Annotated in this window: 18 protein-coding genes; 7 read left to right on the top strand and 11 right to left on the bottom strand. The window is 57.2% G+C overall.

The window, feature by feature from the left end:
* Nucleotides 1-531 precede the first annotated feature (531 nt).
* Nucleotides 532-1,665, top strand: a complete 1,134-nt coding sequence (locus AABO57_06340) for a nitroreductase family protein (protein MEK6285342.1) — start codon at nt 532-534, stop codon at nt 1,663-1,665.
* A gap of 344 nt (nt 1,666-2,009) precedes the next feature.
* Here the strand turns inward: AABO57_06340 and AABO57_06335 are convergent, their stop codons facing one another.
* The 3 genes from AABO57_06335 to AABO57_06325 all read right to left on the bottom strand — a co-directional run bounded on the left by AABO57_06335 (nt 2,010) and on the right by AABO57_06325 (nt 4,214).
* Nucleotides 2,010-3,326: an amidohydrolase family protein gene (locus tag AABO57_06335; protein MEK6285341.1), complete on the bottom strand. Its 1,317-nt coding sequence runs from the start codon at nt 3,324-3,326 to the stop codon at nt 2,010-2,012.
* 130 nt (nt 3,327-3,456) lie between these two features.
* A complete protein-coding gene (locus tag AABO57_06330; GenBank protein ID MEK6285340.1) occupies nt 3,457-3,903 on the bottom strand; it encodes a type II toxin-antitoxin system VapC family toxin in 447 nt (148 codons plus the stop codon).
* Between the two features lie 38 nt (nt 3,904-3,941).
* Nucleotides 3,942-4,214, bottom strand: a complete 273-nt coding sequence (locus AABO57_06325) for a hypothetical protein (GenBank protein ID MEK6285339.1) — start codon at nt 4,212-4,214, stop codon at nt 3,942-3,944.
* Between the two features lie 145 nt (nt 4,215-4,359).
* On the opposite strand from AABO57_06325, the gene AABO57_06320 reads away from it, so the two are divergent.
* The 4 genes from AABO57_06320 (at nt 4,360) to AABO57_06305 (ending at nt 9,371) form a co-directional block, all read left to right on the top strand.
* Nucleotides 4,360-6,552: a transferrin receptor-like dimerization domain-containing protein gene (locus AABO57_06320; GenBank protein MEK6285338.1), complete on the top strand. Its 2,193-nt coding sequence runs from the start codon at nt 4,360-4,362 to the stop codon at nt 6,550-6,552.
* Between the two features lie 65 nt (nt 6,553-6,617).
* On the top strand, nt 6,618-6,869 hold the full coding sequence (locus tag AABO57_06315; protein ID MEK6285337.1) for a DUF433 domain-containing protein: 252 nt from the start codon (nt 6,618-6,620) through the stop codon (nt 6,867-6,869).
* On the top strand, nt 6,866-7,234 hold the full coding sequence (locus AABO57_06310; GenBank protein ID MEK6285336.1) for a DUF5615 family PIN-like protein: 369 nt from the start codon (nt 6,866-6,868) through the stop codon (nt 7,232-7,234). Before AABO57_06315 ends, AABO57_06310 begins: the two co-directional genes overlap by 4 nt.
* A 28-nt stretch (nt 7,235-7,262) precedes the next feature.
* Nucleotides 7,263-9,371 carry a prolyl oligopeptidase family serine peptidase gene (locus AABO57_06305; GenBank protein MEK6285335.1) on the top strand — a complete coding sequence of 703 codons (2,109 nt, stop codon included), beginning with the start codon at nt 7,263-7,265 and terminating at the stop codon, nt 9,369-9,371.
* An 82-nt stretch (nt 9,372-9,453) separates the two neighbouring features.
* On the opposite strand, the gene AABO57_06300 is transcribed toward AABO57_06305, so the two are convergent.
* Nucleotides 9,454-10,557 (bottom strand): serine hydrolase domain-containing protein, encoded by a 1,104-nt coding sequence (locus tag AABO57_06300; GenBank protein MEK6285334.1) that lies wholly within the window; start codon nt 10,555-10,557, stop codon nt 9,454-9,456.
* A 161-nt stretch (nt 10,558-10,718) separates the two neighbouring features.
* Here AABO57_06300 and AABO57_06295 point away from each other — a divergent pair, with 161 nt between their 5' ends.
* The gene (locus AABO57_06295; GenBank protein MEK6285333.1) at nt 10,719-12,083 is read left to right on the top strand and encodes a M24 family metallopeptidase; all 1,365 of its coding nucleotides are present in this window, start codon (nt 10,719-10,721) and stop codon (nt 12,081-12,083) included.
* A 56-nt stretch (nt 12,084-12,139) separates the two neighbouring features.
* Here the strand turns inward: AABO57_06295 and AABO57_06290 are convergent, their stop codons facing one another.
* From AABO57_06290 to lepB, 6 genes are all read right to left on the bottom strand, one after another.
* A complete protein-coding gene (locus tag AABO57_06290; protein MEK6285332.1) occupies nt 12,140-13,126 on the bottom strand; it encodes a hypothetical protein in 987 nt (328 codons plus the stop codon).
* A 250-nt stretch (nt 13,127-13,376) separates the two neighbouring features.
* Nucleotides 13,377-13,976 (bottom strand): tyrosine-protein phosphatase, encoded by a 600-nt coding sequence (locus AABO57_06285; protein ID MEK6285331.1) that lies wholly within the window; start codon nt 13,974-13,976, stop codon nt 13,377-13,379.
* 156 nt (nt 13,977-14,132) lie between these two features.
* A complete protein-coding gene (carA, locus tag AABO57_06280; protein ID MEK6285330.1) occupies nt 14,133-15,293 on the bottom strand; it encodes a glutamine-hydrolyzing carbamoyl-phosphate synthase small subunit in 1,161 nt (386 codons plus the stop codon).
* Nucleotides 15,294-15,351: 58 nt separating this feature from the next.
* Complete coding sequence (locus tag AABO57_06275; GenBank protein ID MEK6285329.1) at nt 15,352-15,732, bottom strand: nucleotidyltransferase domain-containing protein; 381 nt, start codon at nt 15,730-15,732, stop codon at nt 15,352-15,354.
* Between the two features lie 201 nt (nt 15,733-15,933).
* Complete coding sequence (locus AABO57_06270; GenBank protein ID MEK6285328.1) at nt 15,934-17,265, bottom strand: tetratricopeptide repeat protein; 1,332 nt, start codon at nt 17,263-17,265, stop codon at nt 15,934-15,936.
* Between the two features lie 17 nt (nt 17,266-17,282).
* Nucleotides 17,283-17,936, bottom strand: coding sequence for a signal peptidase I (gene lepB, locus AABO57_06265; GenBank protein ID MEK6285327.1), 654 nt, complete (start codon nt 17,934-17,936; stop codon nt 17,283-17,285).
* 313 nt (nt 17,937-18,249) lie between these two features.
* On the opposite strand from lepB, the gene AABO57_06260 reads away from it, so the two are divergent.
* Entirely contained in the window at nt 18,250-18,702 is a 453-nt protein-coding gene (locus tag AABO57_06260) for a GatB/YqeY domain-containing protein (protein ID MEK6285326.1), read from the top strand.
* A gap of 45 nt (nt 18,703-18,747) precedes the next feature.
* Here AABO57_06260 and larB read toward each other — a convergent pair whose 3' ends face one another.
* A complete protein-coding gene (larB, locus tag AABO57_06255) occupies nt 18,748-19,500 on the bottom strand; it encodes a nickel pincer cofactor biosynthesis protein LarB (protein MEK6285325.1) in 753 nt (250 codons plus the stop codon).
* Between the last annotated feature and the right edge of the window lie 71 nt (nt 19,501-19,571).

The following is a 19,571-nucleotide window of genomic DNA, read 5'->3' as shown; positions in this document are numbered from 1 at the left end:
TCGAGAGAAGACGAATTTCACAGAGATCGTTAACCTCGGAATGGAAAGTTAATTCGGCTGACGAAACCAACTCGCGAAGAACCGCAGAATACTACCGACACTCGTGGCGATCAAGCTGACATTTGGACTGCGCCGCCCTCATTCAAGCCGTTTGTCATTCGCGCGTTTGGCGGCGCTTTGGCTTCGGAGCCAGGCGAATACGGGGAAGCGAGGCGCTCCTTGATTGCTGCGGGGCTTTGGACCGCGCCGCACGAAGCCAGCAGGCGCCAGCATCCACGGGCGGCGTTTTGTTTCTTGCCGCGATTCGTAGGAGTGCTTCGCTTCCACATATTCGCCTGGCCGCGAAGCCAAAGCGCCGCCAAACGCACGAATGACAAACGGCTTGAATGAGGGCGGCGCAGTCCAAATATCACCTTGATCGCCACAGCCTAAATATCACCTTGATCGGCTCGGTCCAAAGCGCTGGCTGCCAAAGAGTCGACGTGATACAAATCATTTGTCCTTAAGATGACGTAACCACAACGAGGTCAGATGAGCGAAGAACCACACAACCGGCAAGAACCTCTCTTCGCGCCGCGCGGCTTAGCGCAGCTTCGGTACGCGATTATCGCAGTCCCTGGGCGCCTCGCCGCAACTTCACGCGAACGCGCCGCCGTCAAGCTCTCGCCTGAAAGCTGGTCGGCGAAGGAGGAACTGGGTCACTTGATTGATTCCGCAGCCAACAATCATCAACGAATAGTGCGCGCGCAACTCGAAGACAATCTCGCGCTGCCTGGTTACGACGGCGACCGATGGGTTGAGCTGCATGGCTATCAGAATCGCGACTGGAATGATTTGATAGCGTGGTGGCGAGCGGGAAACTCGCAGCTCCTGGCCGCCGGTGAATCAGCGCCCGATGCTGCCTGGGCGCACACCCTGAGCGTCGGCGGGTCAGAGCCGATGTCGCTCGGGTTCGTGCTCGATGACTACGTCATGCATATGGCCAGTCACCTTCGCCACATTGGAGTTGAGGTTGATGACATCTTCACCGCTGTGTCTTCAGACGTAGTATCGATCTATCCCGAGAAGCCGGCGCAAACGGATTATCCCATCAACGAACTGATGCCCCGTCGTTGGAGTCCGCGAGCGTTCGAGGAAGGCCGGCCTGTCGAGCGCGAAAAAGTGCTGACGATGCTCGAAGCGGCGCGCTGGGCGCCGTCGTGTTTCAACGATCAGCCGAGGCGCTTTTTGGTGTTTGATGGATCTGACCTGGACGCGCTCGCCAAGGCCCGAGACTGTTTGACCGAGGGTAACGCCTGGGCGCGCAAGGCTCCGGTGTTGATGTTGTCCGTTGCCCGCGAAACTTTCGAGCAAAGCGGTAAGCCCAATCGCTGGGCGCAGCACGATACAGGACTCGCCACGGAGAATCTGTTGTTGGAAGCGGTTGAACTGGGACTTGCGGCTCATCCGATGGCGGGCTACGACGCCGACCGCGCGCGAAGTGAGTTTGGAATTGCGGAAGGCTTCACTCCGATTGCGATGATTGCTATCGGCTATCCTTATCGGGGCAACCTTGGTGAACTGGACGAAAAGCTACGCGGAAAAGAACTCGCCTCGCGCGAGCGCAAGGCGATTGGCGAGATTGCATTCGCCGGGAAGTGGGGTGCGCCTTATCCGGAAGGATGAGCAACCTAAAGAAAGATCCAGGCGAACTTCGCTGAAAACAGCAGAGCCGCTCGACTGAAGTTTCAGAAGAGCGGCTCTATTCATCGGTAATTCCGCGGCCATCCGGCTCGCGACTATGAGTGATTACGGCTTTTGAGGTCCCGGTGTGAGCTGGCCTCTGATTTCGCCTCCAGGGAAGAGGGTTGTATGCACGTTGACGTATACGGCGCCTTCGCGAATGGCTCTCAGTACTTCGGCGAACTCTCCCGCAGCGACTCCCTGTGCTGCCGCGCCTCCGATAACGTCGGCTGCCGTGATTCTTCCGCTGACGCTACCCGACGTAGTCCCGGGGCAGAGCTGCGTCCCTACAGGACCATTACCCAGGTTCGTGCAATAGAAGACCATAATTTGAACACCTTTCCACCTTTCATTACAAACGTCACGCGAGTCAGCGCGTTGATGTCAGCCAGCGGATCGCCTTCCACGGCGATGATGTCCGCAAGCTTTCCAGTTTCCACGCTGCCGATCTGCTTTTCCATCCTAAGCAATTCCGCGGCGCGCGTTGTCGCCGACCGAATTGCATCAATCGGCTTCATCCCGTACTCGACCATCTTCAAGAACTCACGCGCCGAGGTCCCGTGCTCGAAGGCGCCCACGTCCGTGCCGAAACAAATCTTCACCCCCATTCGCATCGCTTTTTGAAAGACCTCTTTGTGATGAGCAACTATTCGGCGGCGCATCTCAGTGTTGTCCTCTGTTGACTCGGGCAGGTAAACCGACAACGTTGGGCACCAGAAGGTTCCGTGCTCGACGAGCAGCTTCAACGTTTCGTCGTCCATCAACATGCCGTGCTCGATCGAACGCACGCCGCCGCGAATCGCGTTCTTCGCGCCTTCGCCTCCGTAAGCGTGAGCCGCAACGTCGCGACGCCAGCGCGAGGCTTCGGCGACGACGGCTCTCACTTCGTCCAGCGACACCTGGCTGAGCGATTCGAGCGTCACCGGATCGACGTGTCGAAGCGTGCCCGTTGCATAGAGCTTGATCCAGTCGGCGCCGTACTTCACCTCGCGTCGTATCTCGGCGATCATCGCGTCGCGTGAGTCCGTCAGCGTCGCAGGCTCGGGAATCGCGATGTCCGGGTTCAGCCCGGCATTATTCATGTGCCCGCCGGTTATCGTGAGAGCGTAGGTCGAGACGAAAAGACGCGGCCCGGGAATGATTCCCCGATTGATCCCATCGCGAATAGCCACGTCGGCGAAGCCCGCGCCTTCGCTGTCGAGGTCGCGCATGGTCGTAAACCCGGCTTCCAGATCCCGTTTTGCAGCGGCGACTCCTTGCACGGTGCGAAAAGCTTGCGACTTGGTGACGACGGGCGGCGCGCCTTTCTCGTCTTCAGGTTGAAGCAAGACGTGAGTGTGGCAATCGATCAACCCCGGCAAGACCGTGTAAGCCGAGAGATCAATGATCTTCGCTCCGCTGGGAATACTGAGGCCCGCGCCGGCCTGTTCGATACGTTCACCGCGTACGATGATGACGGCATTCGCGGTGACCGAGCCGTCTACGGGGTTGATTAGCCGCCCGCATTTAATCGCGGTGACGATGTTCGACTGACCAAGCGCCGATGAGCACAGAACTAGAATCAAAGCGAAGAGAAGAACCCTTGAAGCGCGTGCGTTGACCATAGTTGTTCCACCTTTGGTTGAGTAATTGACGACAGAAGTCTCGATTATCGGAGAGCGCAACGAGAGTCAGCATCAGGCGTTTGCCCACCGGATTCGCAGCCAGCCCGATGATTGAGTTTCTTCGCGGAGGTCACTGAGATCTGCGACCAAAATAGTCCGCTCCGCTGATCACACGAACGGCGCAGAAGCGCCTGATCATCTTAAAGTCGCGCAGATTCTCGGTCACCAGCAAAGCGCCGGCGCGACGCACCGTGCGTGCAATCAACACATCGCGAACGATGCGCTGCTTTTCGGATGCGGAGAGCCGGGGCGTTCGGCCGCCGGATTTAGACTTCAGACCTCGCAAGAGCGAATTGAGCACTTTCCCTGCCAACCACCAGTCTTCGCCCGTCGGGACCAGCAGTGCTCCCGCTTTCTCGTAGGCGCGTCGTGCAGCGTCCCATTGTTGAACCTCTGACTTATCTGCAGCTCCTGCAGTCAGCTCCTGAATCACTACAACAGACATAAGGAAACCGGAAGGGAATTCGGTGGGTTTGTACGCTATTATCGCTGATGTGTCGTATGTAACGGTCGCCATCGAGCCTTTGGAGGATCCCTGCGAATTGAGCCTTGAAGCTAATCGAGGCGTCGCTTGCGAGATTTGACCTTTTGCTGTTTCCTGATTGCCTTGCGCGTGGCGCTGACAAGACTGCTATAGCCGAGCAGTTCAAGGTTTCCCAGCACACGCTCGCGATTCGCGTAAGTCATTTCCCAGGCCCGAAGCGCGATCTCGTTGGGTGATCCCTTCCCGTTGGTGGGATGCGACCGCCCCGATGAAACGGCGACGCGCTTTGGTTTCCCTCGCGTCGCGGTAGACTGACTTTTAGTTTCTGTTTTGATAACTTTCATTCAACAAACTCGCGTGCTGCCCTGAAGTTTAACACAATTGAGTATCCTAACAATCGGTCGGGAGTCCATGAGGCGATGTCTTCGGCGAGATTGCACCCCACGGTGTGCGGTGGATATACTTGCCGTCCAACTCAGGAGGATCACAATGCACCGTCACACGCTCAAGACAATCACCGGCATAGTTGCGTCTTTCGTCATCGCTCTCAACGGTCTGGCTCCCACAGTTGCAGCACAGACAAACGGGAAGGCCCGCTCGCTCCGCGGGTTCACCGACGCCAACTCGGCGGTCGAGAGCAACTGGGAAGAGAAAATGCGCGCCCTTCCCAAGCCGGAGCTTCTGCGCGAGTACATGAAGCACCTGTCGGCCGAGCCTCATCACACCGGCTCGGCTTATGACAAGCAGAACGCTGAGTGGATTCGCGACAAGTTCAAGTCATGGGGAATCAACGCCAAGCTCGAAGAGTTCGAGGTGTTGTTCCCGACTCCGACCGAGCGTGTGCTCGAGATGCTTGAGCCCACACACTTCCGCGCAAGGCTTAAAGAGCCGGCAATCGCCGAAGACCCGGACTCGGGCGATGCGAATCAACTCCCGACCTACAACGCTTATTCCATAGACGGCGATGTGACCGGGCAGCTTGTCTATGTGAACTACGGCGTGCCTGCCGACTACGAAGAGCTCGCGAAGCTTGGAGTCGACGTAAAAGGCAAGATAGTGATCGCGCGCTACGGCGGGAGCTGGCGCGGCATCAAGCCCAAGGTGGCCGCCGAGCACGGTGCGATCGGCTGCTTGATCTATTCCGATCCTAAAGACGACGGCTACTATCAAGGAGACGTTTTCCCTCAAGGACCTTATCGGCCCGAGCAAGGCGCCCAGCGTGGATCGGTGATGGATATGCCAATTCATCCGGGCGATCCGTTGACGCCCGGCTGGGGCGCGGTCAAAGGCGCGCGGCGAATCCCTCGCGAACAAGCCGAGGTCATAACCAAGATCCCAGTGCTGCCCATTTCATACGGAGATGCATTGCCGATGCTTCGCGAGCTGACCGGCCCGGTTGCTCCCGATGCGTGGCGCGGCGCGTTGGGCATCACTTATCACATCGGCGGCGGACCTGCGCGTGTGCGCTTGAAAGTCTCCTTCGATTGGTCGATGAAGACACTCTACAACGTGATCGCAAGAATCGAGGGCGGCGCCTATCCCGATGAGTGGGTCATCTCGGGGAATCATCACGACGCGTGGGTCAACGGCGCGGAGGACCCCACCAGCGGAATGGTGACGGTGCTGGAAACAGGCCGCGCGCTGGGCGAGCTGCTCAAGCAGGGCTGGCGGCCAAAGCGCACGATCATCATGTGTGCATGGGACGGCGAAGAGCAAGGACTGCTGGGCTCGACTGAATGGGTTGAGACTCACGCCGATGAGCTCAAGCAAAAGGCAGTGGCATATCTCAACTCGGACAGCACCGGCAAGGGGCGGCTGAACGTTGGTGGGTCGCATTCGCTTGAGCGCTTCATCAACGAAGTCGCGCGCGATGTGCAGCAGCCGGGCGCCAAGAGGTCTGTCTGGGACGCGATGAAGGAGCGCCGCGTCGAGCAAGCGCGAACCGACGAAGACAAGAAAGAGTTGAACGAGCGCGCGGACCTTCGCATCGGCGCGCTGGGTTCGGGCTCGGACTACACGCCGTTTCTTCAGCACCTGGGAATCGCCTCGATGAATACGGGTTTCGGCGGGGATGGCGGGGGCGGCATTTATCACTCGGTCTACGATTCGTTCGCCTGGTACATCAAGTTCGGCGACCCGACGTTTGAGCACGGCCGCGCGCTGTCTCAAGTGAACGGCACGATCGTGATGCGGCTTGCGAGCGCTGACGTGCTGCCTTTTGAGTTCACTAATCTGGCGGACACGATAGGCCGCTACGTGGATGAAATCTACAAGCTCACGATGGGAGGAAAGCGGCAGAGAGATATCGACCTCTCGCCTTTGAAGTCGGCCGTGAAATCGCTCGGTGAAAGCGCCCGCAGGTATGAAGATGCACTTGGAAGAGCTAGCGCGAGCGGCTTCAAGCAGGTGAAGCAAGCTAAGTCGCTCAACCAACTGCTCTATCAATCCGAGAGGAAGCTGACCAGTGAGCAAGGCCTCCCCCGGCGGCCGTGGTTCAGACATCAGATTTACGCGCCGGGCTTTTACACCGGCTACGGCGTGAAGACGATTCCAGGAGTGCGCGAAGCGATCGAAGAAAAGAATTGGAACGAGGTCGAGCCGGGGGTCAAGAATGCGAGCGCGGCGATTCAGTCACTCGCGTCGCAGATCGAGGCGGCGGCCCGGTTGTTGGAAGGCAAGTAAGAAGGGAAGCCGCTTGCCACGTGTTTGCGAGTGCTTCGCATGCTAGGATTCGTTGAGGAGTAACGATGGAAGAAGCAGAACTACTCAAACGCATAACGGTGAACCCCCAAATCTTCAGCGGCAAACCGATCATTCGCGGACGACGGCTTGCCGTCGAGCACGTGCTGGGCATGCTCGCTGCCGGCGACACCCAAGAAACCATCCTTGAAGGCTACCCGTGGCTTGAAGCTGAGGACATTCAGGCCTGTCTGGCTTACGCGCACAGGCTGGTTGGTCACGAGCGCATAGAGCCACTTCTTGTCGAGTCGGGTGCATGAAACTCCTCCTCGACACATGTGTCTGGGGTGGCGTTGCCGTAGAGCTTAGAGCGGCGGGCTACGACGTCGTCTGGTCGGGCGACTGGTCAGAAGACCCCGGGGACGATGAGACATTGGCGAGAGCCTACGACGAGGACCGCGTCTTGGTGACGCTGGACAAGGACTTCGGTGAGTTGGCGATCGTGTTTGGGAAACCTCATTGCGGCATAGTGCGACTCGTAAGCCTTGGCGCAAGGCAACAGTCAACTGTCTGTCTTCGAGTGCTTGCTTTGCACGGGACCGGCTTGGAATCAGGGGCCATCGTGACGGCCTCACCAGGGCGGGTGCGAATACGTCCGGCGAAGGGGATCGAAGAGGCTGATTGATCTCATCTCTGGAAATGCGAGGTATCAATTGGAATACAAGAATTTTGTCCGATCTACTGCGATGTTCCTGCTTGCGATGGTTCTGACACAACTTGGTTTTGTAGTTTCCGCCCAGGAGCACAAGACTCCGCCCGTGACCCGGGTTGATAACGTCGCGGAAACGCTTCACGGCGTTACCATCACGGATTCGTATCGATGGCTCGAAGACCAGAACAGCCCCGATACGCGAGCGTGGATCAGCGCCCAAAACAAGTACACCGCGGCTACGCTCGGAGCTCTGCCGATTCGAACCAAGATTCGCGAACGCCTGACACAACTGCTGAAGATCGACACCATCGGCGTTCCGAGAGCGCGCGCCAACCGCTACTTCTTTTCGAAGCGTCGCGCTGATCAGAACCAGCCGGTCTTATACATCAGAAACGGATTCAACGGGAAAGATGAAGTGTTGCTCGATCCGAACACGATGAGCACCGATCAAATGACGTCGGTCGGGATTCAAGATATCTCAGAAGACGGCAAGCTGATGGTGTACGGCGTGCGGCAAGGCGGAGAAGATGAAGTCTCCGTTAAGCTGATGGACGTCGATACTCGCAAGGATCTTCCCGACCGATTGCCAAAGGGCCGCATAGGAGTTTCGCTCAAGCCTGACAAGAGCGGCTTCTATTATTCGCGATTCACTAACAACGTTGGCGGGCGCATCTTCTATCACGCGATGGGCTCGGATGTTTCAAAGGATGTGGAAGTCTTCGGCAAAGGGTACGGTCCCCAGGTCTTCGTAGGAGCAAGTGTGTCGCCCGATGGCCATTATCTTTTCCTGGTCGCGAGCCACGGGTCCGCGGGCGATAAGACTGAGCTTTACTTCCAGGACCTCACGACCAACGGTCCGATCACGCCAATCGTCAACGACATCAACGCAGGCTTCATGACGGACATCGCCGGCGATCATTTGTACCTGCTGACTAACTGGAACGCGCCCAATCGTCACATCTTCGACGTCGATTTGAAGAAACCCACGCGCGATAACTGGCGCGAGGTTGTTCCCGAAGGCCCTTCCGTGATCAGTGGTGTTTCGGCGGTCGGCGGCAAGTTGTTCGTTAGCTATCTCGAGAACGTCGCCGCCACGATCAAGGTGTTTGATCCGTCCGGCAAGCAGGTTCGCGAGATTGCTTTCCCGACGCTCGGCAGCTCGAGCGGGATGATCGGCGACTGGGACCGCGACGAAGGCTTTTACACCTTCAGCTCGTTCGCTCAGCCGACCACCATTTATCGCTACTCAGTGGCCTCGGGTAAGCAGGAAGTGTTTGCGCGCATCAACGTACCGGTACAGAGCGATCAGATCGAAGTGAAGCAAGTCTGGTATGAATCGAAAGACAAGACCAGGGTCCCGATGTTTCTGGTTTACAAGAAAGGTCTGAAGCTCGACGGGAATAATCCGGTGTTTCTCACCGGCTACGGCGGCTTCAACGTGACGCTCACGCCAAGCTTCTCGTCGCTCGCGGCGTACTGGGCCGAGAGCGGAGGAGTCTACGCGTTGCCGAATCTGCGCGGCGGGGGCGAGTTTGGTGAGAAATGGCACAAGGCGGGAATGCTCGCGAACAAGCAGAACGTTTTTGACGACTTCATCGGCGCCGCTGAATGGCTGATCAAGAACAAGTACACGAATCCTTCGAAGCTCGCGATATCGGGCGGCTCGAACGGCGGCTTGCTTGTTGGAGCGGCGATGACTCAACGGCCCGGTTTGTTTCAGGCGGTGGTGTGCTCTTACCCGCTGCTGGACATGGTTCGCTATCAGAGTTTTCTGGTGGCGCGGTTTTGGGTTCCCGAGTACGGCTCGTCGGAAAACGCCGAGCAGTTCAAGTACATTCACGCCTACTCGCCTTACCAACACGTAAAGAAAGGCGAGAAGTACCCGGCGGTGCTGTTCGTCACCGGCGACGCGGACACGCGAGTGGCTCCGCTTCATGCGCGCAAGATGACGGCGCTCGTGCAAGCGTCGACCGGATCAGACCGGCCGGTGCTCTTGCATTACAACACAAAGGCTGGTCACTCGGGTGGCTTGCCGGTGAGTCAGATAATCGAAGATCAGACGGATGAGTTGAGCTTCTTGTTCTGGCAGTTGGGAGTGATGGGTAAATAAGCCGAACGGACAAAGACACGAAGCCACGAAGTAGCACAAAGACTTTGTGAATCTTCGTGTCTTTGAGTCCTTCGTGGCCTGATTACTTGAGCACAATGTCAGCAATCTGCCTCGAAAGACTCGCTAGTCCGCCGCCGATTCCTTCAAGGTTCGTCATCAGCACAACGGCCAATCCCTTTTCGGGAATCGTGTACAGCATAGTGCTCACTCGCTGTTGAGCGCCGCCGTGTTGCACTTCCTTCATTCCGTTTCGCTCGTCCACTCTCCATCCCAATCCGTAACTTGTCTCCTTGCCGTCGCGAGTCTTAAGCGATGTCCACATTTGGTTGAGCGTTTCCTTCTTCACAAGCGCGCCGGTCTGCATTGCGATCGCGAACCTGGCCAGGTCTTCTACAGTAGAGATGAAACCTCCACCGGGAATCTTGTAGCTGGTATCGGCCAGGCCGGAGTTGTGCAACTCGCCGCTTTGAGTCTTCACATAGCCTTGCGCGCGATTCGGAATGATGTCCGCGACGTTGTCTACTCGAATGCGATCCATCGCCGCCGGTTTGAAGACGTTTTCACGCACATAGTCTGGAAAACTCATTCCTGAAGCGCCTTCGACTGCGCAACCTAAAACAGCGAAACCGTGAGTCGTGTAGGAATACTTTGTGCCTGGCTCGAACAGAAGCGGATCGTCCTTGAACATGTCGAGTCCTTCGACAACGCTGTTGTAGTGACGAGTGCTGCCGTACTCGGCCTCGCCTTTGTAGTGACGGACGCCGGCCACGTGACCAAGCAGGAGCCGGGCGGTGACTGGCCATTGCTTTGCGGGAAACGCCGGGCAGTACTTTTGAATCGGCGCATCCAGATCTAGCTTGCCACGCTCAACCAATTGCATAACCGCCGCTGCGGTGATCGGCTTCGATATCGAGCCGAGCCGATATGCCGTAGTCGCTTTCGAGGGAACAAAGTTCTCGACATCCGCGGTCCCGTAGCCGTTCGACCATCGAAGCTTGTGATCGACTACGACAGCTATTGAGAGTCCGGGTATCCCCTGCCGCGACATCTGCGCGGTGATCGCTTTCTCGATCTTCTCGAGCTTGTCGGCAGGGAGACCTTGCGTTTGTTGAGCCTGGACGGAAGCGACCAGAAGAACCAAGACCGCCATCAATGAAGTAGTGTGTTTTTGAAATCGATAGAGCACCGTCTTAACCTCCCTGGGAGCGCAGGCATCCTGCCTGCTGGCTTTCGCAAGAGAACATTCGCCGGGCACGCAGCGACGTTATGGCTTGCGACGATGGCTGTCAAGCGGCAAACTAATCGCGCTTTTGACAGACATCTCGAAGGTTTTCTTCGGAGGACACGATGATCAAGTCTCTCGCTCACCGGTTCGGCATACTCGTCCTGATGTTTAGCGTTTCGCTCCTCGCACCTATCTCACTCGCACAAACTCCTAAGCCCGTCCCGCCGCTGCGCGAACAAGCCGAAACCCAACAGCAATGGTTGAAGCTTCGCCTGGAGCGCGTGCTGCCGAAGCTCATGCGCAAGCACGGCGTGCAGATGTGGCTGGTGATCTGCCGCGAATACAACGAAGACCCGGTGTTCTTCTCGTTGGTGTCGCCGACTATGTTTGCAGCGCGCCGCCGCACAATCTATGTCTTCTTCGATGGAGGCGAAGAGAAGGGCATCGAGCGATTGGCGCTCGGCGGAGGTTCGAACGGCGGGCTGTACGCAGTCTATCGCGATCCCGAAGTCGAGGGCCGCGAAATTTACGGGGAAGGTCAATGGGTGCTGCTCAAGAAGTTGATCGCAGAGCGTAAGCCCGCGACCATCGCGATCAACATCTCGCATACCCACGCGTTCTCGGACGGCTTGTCGGCAGGCGAACACGAAAAACTCGAAAGCACGCTCGGGCCTGAGTATTTGAAGCGAATCGTCCGGGCTGAGAATCTCGCGCTTGAATACGTTGAGATGCGCTTGCCTGAGATGCTGCCAATCTATCGCCGGATGATGGAGACTGTTCACTCGCTGATCGGCCGCGCGTTTTCGAATGAAGTCATCACGCCGGGAAAGTCTACGGATCAAGACGTCGTTTGGTGGCTGCGTCAGCAGGTGAACAACCTGGGACTCGGCACGTGGTTTCATCCTTCGGTGCGAGTTCAAAAGTCATCTAAAACCGGCGTGAATCTGCTCGCAGAAGACGCCCCCACGGTGATCGAGCGCGGCGATGTTCTGCACGTCGACTTCGGGATTACCGCGATGCGATTGAACACCGACACGCAGCATATGGGTTACGTGTTGCGCGACGGCGAGACCGATGTCCCAGCCGGAATCAAGCGCGCACTTGCAAATGCGAATCGGCTACAGGATTTGTTGATGGAGCGAATAAAGCCAGGCCGCTCGGGCAATGAAGTGCTGATGGACACGCTCGCGGCGATGAAGGCTGAAGGAATCAACGGATCGATTTACACTCATCCGATCGGCGATCACGGCCACGGCGCGGGACCGCTTATTGGCTTGTGGGATCGTCAGCAAGGCGTTCCCGGACGCGGCGACGTGTTGGTGCTGCCCGGCACATGGTTTTCGATCGAGCTTTCCGCAACCACGCCCGTGCGAGAGTGGGGTAACAAAGACCTGTGGGTAGGGGCAGAAGAAGATGCCGTCATAGATGAGTCGGGCCGCGCATCGTGGGTGCTCAAGCGTCAGACCGAATATCACTTGATCAAGTAGAGCCGGCTCGATCGCGCGGTCGAGCGAGTCACTGTCCTCGCCCGACCCGGTGTCCGCTATCGTTGAATAGCGCTGCCGCCAGCAGTTTGAGATTGCGGAAGTGCGGCCAGTTCTATTATTCGCCCGCGCACCGTTTGGGCCAGCATCGCGACATCTTGCGGGCTGTAGTTGGCGGCGCGGAAGGCGTCGCTAATTTGTTCGTCGCTCAAGCGCGACAACAACTGCCCGATCCACCTGGCCTGGCCGATAGTGATGTCGCGAACCATATCCTTCCGTTTTCCGCTATAGTGGAAGTCGATTCGATTGTTCTTTAGCACATCGACGAATTTCGCCTCGGCGAAATCCGCCGGCTGGTTGCGGCTTCGGGTGATGAGCCCACCGGTCTTGCCAATGGTCGCGCCGAGATCGCTTACCATGTAGCGCAGCTCGTCTTCTCCAGTCTGTTCGTTGTGAACGCGCAGAATTTTGTTGTTGCTGTCTTTGATGTCCCAGTTGCCGATCAACACCATCATGACCTTCAAGCCTTGAAGCTCCATCGTGCCGACGAATGGGTTGTGGTCCCATTGCCATTCGCCTAGTCGCTTGATGTGTTTCGGCCGCGCTTCGAATCTCACGTTCTTAAAAGTTCCCAACCCTTCGATCGTGACGCTGGGCACCAGGTAGTTGATGTCCGTGGTATAGCCGGCGGCCCAGAGCAATCGAGTGGCTGCCGTTTCAGGCTGGGCTTCGACGCCGATCTTCGCCACCCATTCATGGCCGCCGCCGTCGACGACTCGATACTTCTTGGACCATCCGCCTTTCTCCTCCTTGATGAAAGTGACTTTACTGACATCGGGCTTCATCTCCTCGCCGCCGGGTCCAAGCAGCAAGTTGAGCGAAGTGATATCGGCAGGTTCTCGCCAAAGCACCGGCGTGCCCACGGCGCGATCCTTGTCCTTAGATTTTGATTTGTCTGATTTGTCATCCGCGGCATGGGCGGATAGACCCAACGTCAGTACTGTCAACGCGAGCGTGAAGCGGCGAACCTTTCCTCGAAGCAACATAGTCGTTTCCCCCTTGGCAAAAATTCGGTTATTACTCCATCCGATTTAAGGACAAACCGCATTCCACATAAGGAGGGCGATTTAGGGTGTTTTTGCTTCGTTGTTGCGACTGAATTCAGGCGGGCTGTCTCGCAAGCGTACACGGAACGAGAGAGACTGTACGCCTGTATCGTACGGTAGGAAGCGGTGACTATGATCGTCACCAGAGAGGAAAGGCCGCTTCGAAGCCGGAGCGGCCTTTGGTGTTCGGTTATTTGTTGACGCTCGAGTGGCCTGCCGACACCTCGATCGACTTTAGGTTTCCGGCGTAGTCCATCACGTAATCTTTCAGCGCGCCGTGACCCCAGCGCGTGTAGAAGTCAAAGTCCTTCATTTCTTTGTAAGCCTGATCGAAATCCCATCCGTACTTGTTCATGCGGTAGACGGCGCCTGCCACGCCGGTTCGGTGACGGCCGCCCAGGCAATGCACGTAGAACGTTCCGGTTGCCGGATCATTTGCAAGCTTCAAGAACTGTTCGATCTGCTCCTCTCGCGGAGGTCTGGAATCGCTCATTGGAATGTTGACGTAGCGCATTCCTGCGGCTTCGGCGGCGCGCTTTTCATAGCTGACTGGTTCATCCTGCAAATCAATAACTGTCTTGATACCCAACGCAGCAAGGTCCTTGAAGTCTCCCTCTTTGGGCAGCGCGCCTCGATAAAAGCGTTCGTCGAGCTGGCCGAAATTCTTGACTCTTATGTTTGGAAAGCTGTGCGCAGACTGGGCGACTGCCGGCGCAGTGGCGATCAGGTTGACTGCCAACGCAAGCAATCCTGCCTGCAAGCTCCTTCGCGTGATTTTTCGAGGTTTCATCCGACTCTACCTTTCCGTTTGTTCTGTGATTGTTTGCTCTCCTCGTAATAAGGAGCCAGCAGTATGATTCGCTAATGGCCCTCCTGGTTGCCGGTCTTTATCAAGCAATATCGAGCAATCTGCTTCAAAGGAGTACGTGTTCCGGCTCTGCTGAGCTTAAAGCTCAGACTTGGGCCGAGAGTGTTGCTCTATAGTGACGACGAATGTGTCAAAAAGGTGCGATGGATCGTGCGGGCCAGGCCCTGCCTCCGGGTGATACTGAACCGAATAAACCGGAAGGCTTCGGTGCCTGAGACCTTCGACCGTATTGTCATTCAAGTTGATGTGCGTGATTTCGCAATCGGCAGGAAGCGAGTCGGCATCAACAGCGAACCCGTGATTCTGTGCCGTGATCTCCACCCGCCCGGTGGTCAGGTCCTTCACAGGTTGGTTCCCGCCGTGATGCCCGAACGGCAGTTTATAAGTGCGGCCGCCGAACGCGAGACCCATAAGTTGATGCCCAAGACAAATGCCAAAGATCGGGTAGCGGCCGATCAGCCTTTTCAGATTGGTCACAACGCCGGTCAGCGGCTCGGGATCGCCCGGGCCGTTGGACAGCCACACACCATCGGGCTTCATCGCGATCACGTCTTCAGCAGAAGTGTGAGCGGGGACCACGGTCACGCGACAGCCGAGCGCCGCGAGGTTGCGAAGGCTGTTGTGCTTCAAGCCGAAGTCATACGCGACCACATGAAAGCGCGGGGCGTTCTTTGCGCCGTCTTTGGCGTTTGGGTGAAGCAGTCGCGGCGAGCCATAAGCATGGGATTGATCGTCGGTCCACACATAAGGCTCGCGGCATGTGACTACCGAGGCGAGATCTGACCCGATCATCTCGGGCGCGCTGCGAGCTCGCTCGGTCACAGCTTGTTCGTCGGTCTGGGAAGTGGAAAGACATCCTCTCATCGAGCCACGCTCGCGGATGTGCCGAACGAGCGAGCGTGTGTCGATGTCGGAAATGCCGGGGACACCGGCCTTCTTTAGGTATTCATCGAGCGACTCGCCGGCGCGCCAGTTCGAATAGGTGCGCGACAGCTCGCGCACGATGAAGCCTTCGGCAAACACGCGGCGCGACTCCTGGTCTTCGTCGTTTACGCCGTAGTTTCCGATGAGCGGATAGGTCATCGTCACGATTTGCCCACAGTAAGAAGGATCGGTGAGGATTTCCTGATAGCCGGTCATCGAAGTGTTGAATACCACTTCGCCGACAACTTCGGCTTCGGCGCCGAAGCCGCGGCCTCGCCATACTCTTCCGTCATCGAGTGCTAGGATTGCGTTCAGTGAATAATCCTTTCTCAGAATCTATGCTGATCCACTCAAGAGTGGTCGGCTTCATACATTACCCGTCCCCGCTTGATGATCTCTCGCATAAAGCTGTCACCCATCTGAATTCTTCCTGTACCTGCTGGCTAGTACGCACGAGCAAATCCAAGGGCATTATGCCAATGGCCTGTACCACGTGGCCGAGAACTACAGACGCCTGTCGGAACGGGCTTCCCTCGAATGGCATTACAACCAGCAGATCAATATCCGACCCGAGGCGCGGGTTGCCATAGGCGTGAGAACCAAAGAGCACGATTTTGTCGGGATGAAACTCGCGCGCTATCTCGCTGCACACAAGCTTGATCTGATTGCGCTGCAGACTTCGGGTGAGCTTTAGCGGCCGTGCTACGCGCCTGGAGGTTTCTATCCGTCTCTCGCTGGGTTGACGACGTGCCATCTATTCCTCACTCGCAGTCGTCAGTATAACTCATTGCCTATGACTTCGGCTTCGGGGCGCCAAAGCCTCGTCGTCGCCAGATTCGTGCGTCTTCAATTGCCAGGATTGCGTTCAACGAATTCCTTATCGAGGTTCGCGCAAGAGCTGTTAGCCGGAGACGACATCGCGGAGCAAGTTTATCCCCCAGTTGGTCATCCTTCGTCACTGACCACCCACCACCACGCCCTGCGAACGCAAGAAAGCCTGCGCTTCGCTTGCCCAATGTTTCTCAGCCCGGTACTTGTAAGCCGGCGACGTGCGCACCGCTTCAATGCAAGCCTTCATCTCAGTAGCCGCATCATCAGACCTGCCCAATCGATGAAGCGTCAGCCCATAACGATAGCGGCCTTCTGCGTCCGACGGCCGCTTATCGATAAATCGCTCGAAAGCCGCGCGCGCGTCCTGGTACTGCGCGGCTTCAAAGTAAGCGTGGCCGATCTCGCGCCACACTTCGCTCAGGCTGTGCTCGGGGCTGCGGCTAACCACGGCGTCGAAGTGATTGATCGCATCGGCGAGTCTGCCTTCTTCGCTAGCGATCCGGCCGAGTTGATAATGCGCGTCGGTCTCTTCGGAGTCGATCTCGATTGCCCGATTGAAGCTCGACTTGGCTTCCTCATACTGGCGTCGTTGTTGGTAGATCAGCCCGAGGTTGTAATGCGCCGAGGCGTCGGCGGGGTTCAACGTTGCGGCTTCGAGGTTTCGCTTGAAATCTTCACGCGCGCGCTGCGCGCTCACCATATCCCCCAACAAGTTTCTTAGCAGGATGATGACAAGGATGAGCAGAAACGGAGAGGTCAGTATGAAAAGCAATTTTGGAAGGAGCGGTAGAGCGAGCAATGACAGCGACCCGAGCACCACGACCCCCGCTGATTGACCATAGCTCGCGCGCAGCACAACGCGCACGCCGATCAACATCAGAAAGACGAAGTAAGGCAGCGGGACGAGCCGGAGCGTGGCTTCCAGCGCCGCGGCGTCTGGGCCTCCCGGCTCGAACATCAAGGTCGCCGGAATCAGCATGATCAAGTGCGCGGCCGCCCAAGCAAACAGCGCGCAACTCGCCAGCGGGGCATACTCTTGACGAAGCAGCACGCTGAAGCTCGCTCGTCGTTGGATCAAGCTTGCAGCCAGCAGGCACGCGGGAACGAACACAACAACCAGAAATAGCACTGGTGCAGCGTGGCCGATCATACCCAGGACGACACGGTAGATAAACAGGAGGAATGGCGCGAACAATCCCATCGAACGCTCGCGGCTGAAGGCGTTGATGATTTTAACGAGCCTTCCGCTGAGCACCTCGTAGTAAGCGAAGGTTGCCACGAGCGAGAGCGCGGCGCCTGTGATGTACGGCGCCCCGGCCGAGATTTCAGACATCGCTTGAAGCGGATTGTAGAAGAGTTTGACTAGGGGCGTCAGCCTGGAGCGCATTAGATGAAGTGTAGCATCGATCTTGATCTGTGCGTTCGTCGCGAGACAGAGACACAGACTAAAGTCCATGCTACCTAAGGTCTCTGCTACCGTTCGTCCTCGATGTCAACCGTGCCGTTCAGCGATCCGATTCGCGGAAACGGCCAGTATCGAAACATCGCTTTGCCGTAGATGTATTTTTCAGGCACCAACCCCCACGAGCGGCTATCGTTGGAAGCATCGCGGTTGTCGCCCATCACAAAATAATAATGTGGCTTGACGTACTTGAAGTCGGCGCGCACCTGGTTCCAGCGCGAGCGAGCCGCCTGGTTGCGTTCGGGCGCCAGATAAGGCTCCTCGATTGCGTGCCCGTTTATCGTGAGGTGGCCAAACTGGTCCATATCGATGCTCTCACCCGGCAAGCCGACTACGCGTTTGATGAACGACTTCGTCGGATCTTCCGGATACCAGAACACGACTATGTCGCCGCGCTCGATCGGAGTGAAGTTGTATTCAAACTTGTTGACGAAGATGCGCTCGTCATTCTCGAGGCGCGGTTGCATCGAAGTGCCTTCGACCTTAACGGGCTGAACGACGAAAACGACGATCAACACGGCCATCACCGCGGCGAAGATTATGTCGCGGGTGATCGACTTGACCTCGGTCCACAGCCCGGCGGAGGCGGACGGCTCTTCCGGATAGGTGACTTCAATGTCGGGATCGTCTTCAGGGGCAATGCCAGGGTAGATTGCGTGCTTCATAATGGTGAACAGCTAAACGGATATCAGGAGATGAACGTTCAATCAGAAGGTTACTTTTGGGTTGAGGGTTTGTCAATGAATCGGGCTGGCGAATACATCCCGGCAAGCCAGTGGAGGGAGGGTATCACCTGATCTTGATGCAGGGAACTGCAACGATGTATCTTGAGGAGAGTTTGAAGATGGAGCAACGCATAGACTGGTGATTGGGCGACCGGCGGTGCGCGCGTTGAGTTGTGCAGCGCCCAAGTACATGAAGTTCAACCTTTCTGTCTGTAAGCTTTCTGAAACCAGCTCGTTACTCTTGGAGACATAAATGCCAATTGTTGATCAGATCAATCGCGACCTAACCGAAGCTATGAAGGCCAGAGAAGCCGAGCGGCTCAGCGCGCTTCGAATGGTCAAGACCGCGCTCACGCTCCGCGAGACAGAATTGCCGGGAGCGGTCGACGACACCGAAGCGATGAAGGTGCTAAACACGCTGTTGAAGCAGCGTCGCGATGCTGCCGAGCAGTTTCGAGCCGGTGGCCGCGAAGAACTTGCCCTCAAAGAAGAGAACGAAGCGCGAATCATTCAGACTTACCTGCCGGCATCCGCCTCTGAAGAGGACATAGCTCGGGCAGTTGAAGAAACGATCGCAGAACTGGGAGCTTCGTCGATAAAGGACATGGGCGCGGTGATGAAGGCGGTGCGTCCGAAGCTTGAAGGCAAGACGGTTGATGGAAAGGCGCTCAGCGATATGGTCAAGGCGAAACTCACTAGTCCGTAGTCCTCAGTCAGACGGCATTAACACTGACTACTACGGACTCCTGAGCTACTTCCTCTTACGATTGATCAAACTCGCAACGAAACCCGCCCCGAAGCCGTTATCGATATTCACCACAGTTACATTCGAAGCGCACGAATTGAGCATCGCAAGCAACGCCGCCAGCCCATCAAACGACGCGCCGTAGCCGATGCTCGTTGGTACTGCGATCACCGGCACGGAAACCATCCCGCCTACCACAGACGGCAGCGCGCCTTCCATCCCGGCCACAACAATGATCACACGAGCGGATTCGAACTCCGGCCGGGCTCCCATCAGCCGATGAATGCCCGCAACCCCGACGTCGTAGACGCGCGAAACCCGGTTCCCCATCGCCGTCGCGGTGACTGCTGCTTCTTCCGCGACCGGAATGTCAGACGTTCCTGCCGAGATGATGGCGATCGTTCCGTCTCCGCGTTCAGTTCTATCTCGCTGGACAGAAATCATCCGTGCTTCCGAATGAAATTCAGCGTCAGCCGCGATCTCGCGAACGTGGCTGAAAACCTCTTCTGTCGTTCGCGAGACAAGAAGGTTCGAGCTGTTGGTCAGTATCCGCTCGGCGATCTGAGTGATCTGTTGAGCGGTCTTGCCCTGGCCAAGAATGACTTCAGGAAACCCAAGCCGCAGGTCGCGATGGTGGTCGACTCGCGCAAAGGCGATGTCTTCGTAAGGCAGGCTCGCCATCTTGTCGACGGCTTCGTCGACGTCAACGCGCCCCGCCTTCACCTGTTCCAGCAGCTTCTTGAGTCGTTCTCTGTCCATTGCCCGTGATTGTAGCACGCGCGCGTCACCTCAACGGCGGTCTTCCAATGCTATTGAACCGTCCTGCTCAG

The sequence above is a fragment of the Acidobacteriota bacterium genome, from assembly GCA_038040445.1.
Taxonomy (GTDB): domain Bacteria; phylum Acidobacteriota; class Blastocatellia; order UBA7656; family UBA7656; genus Onstottus_A; species Onstottus_A frigus.
The sequence above is the reverse complement of the archived record's forward strand: the minus strand, read 5'-3'. Positions and strand labels throughout refer to the sequence as shown.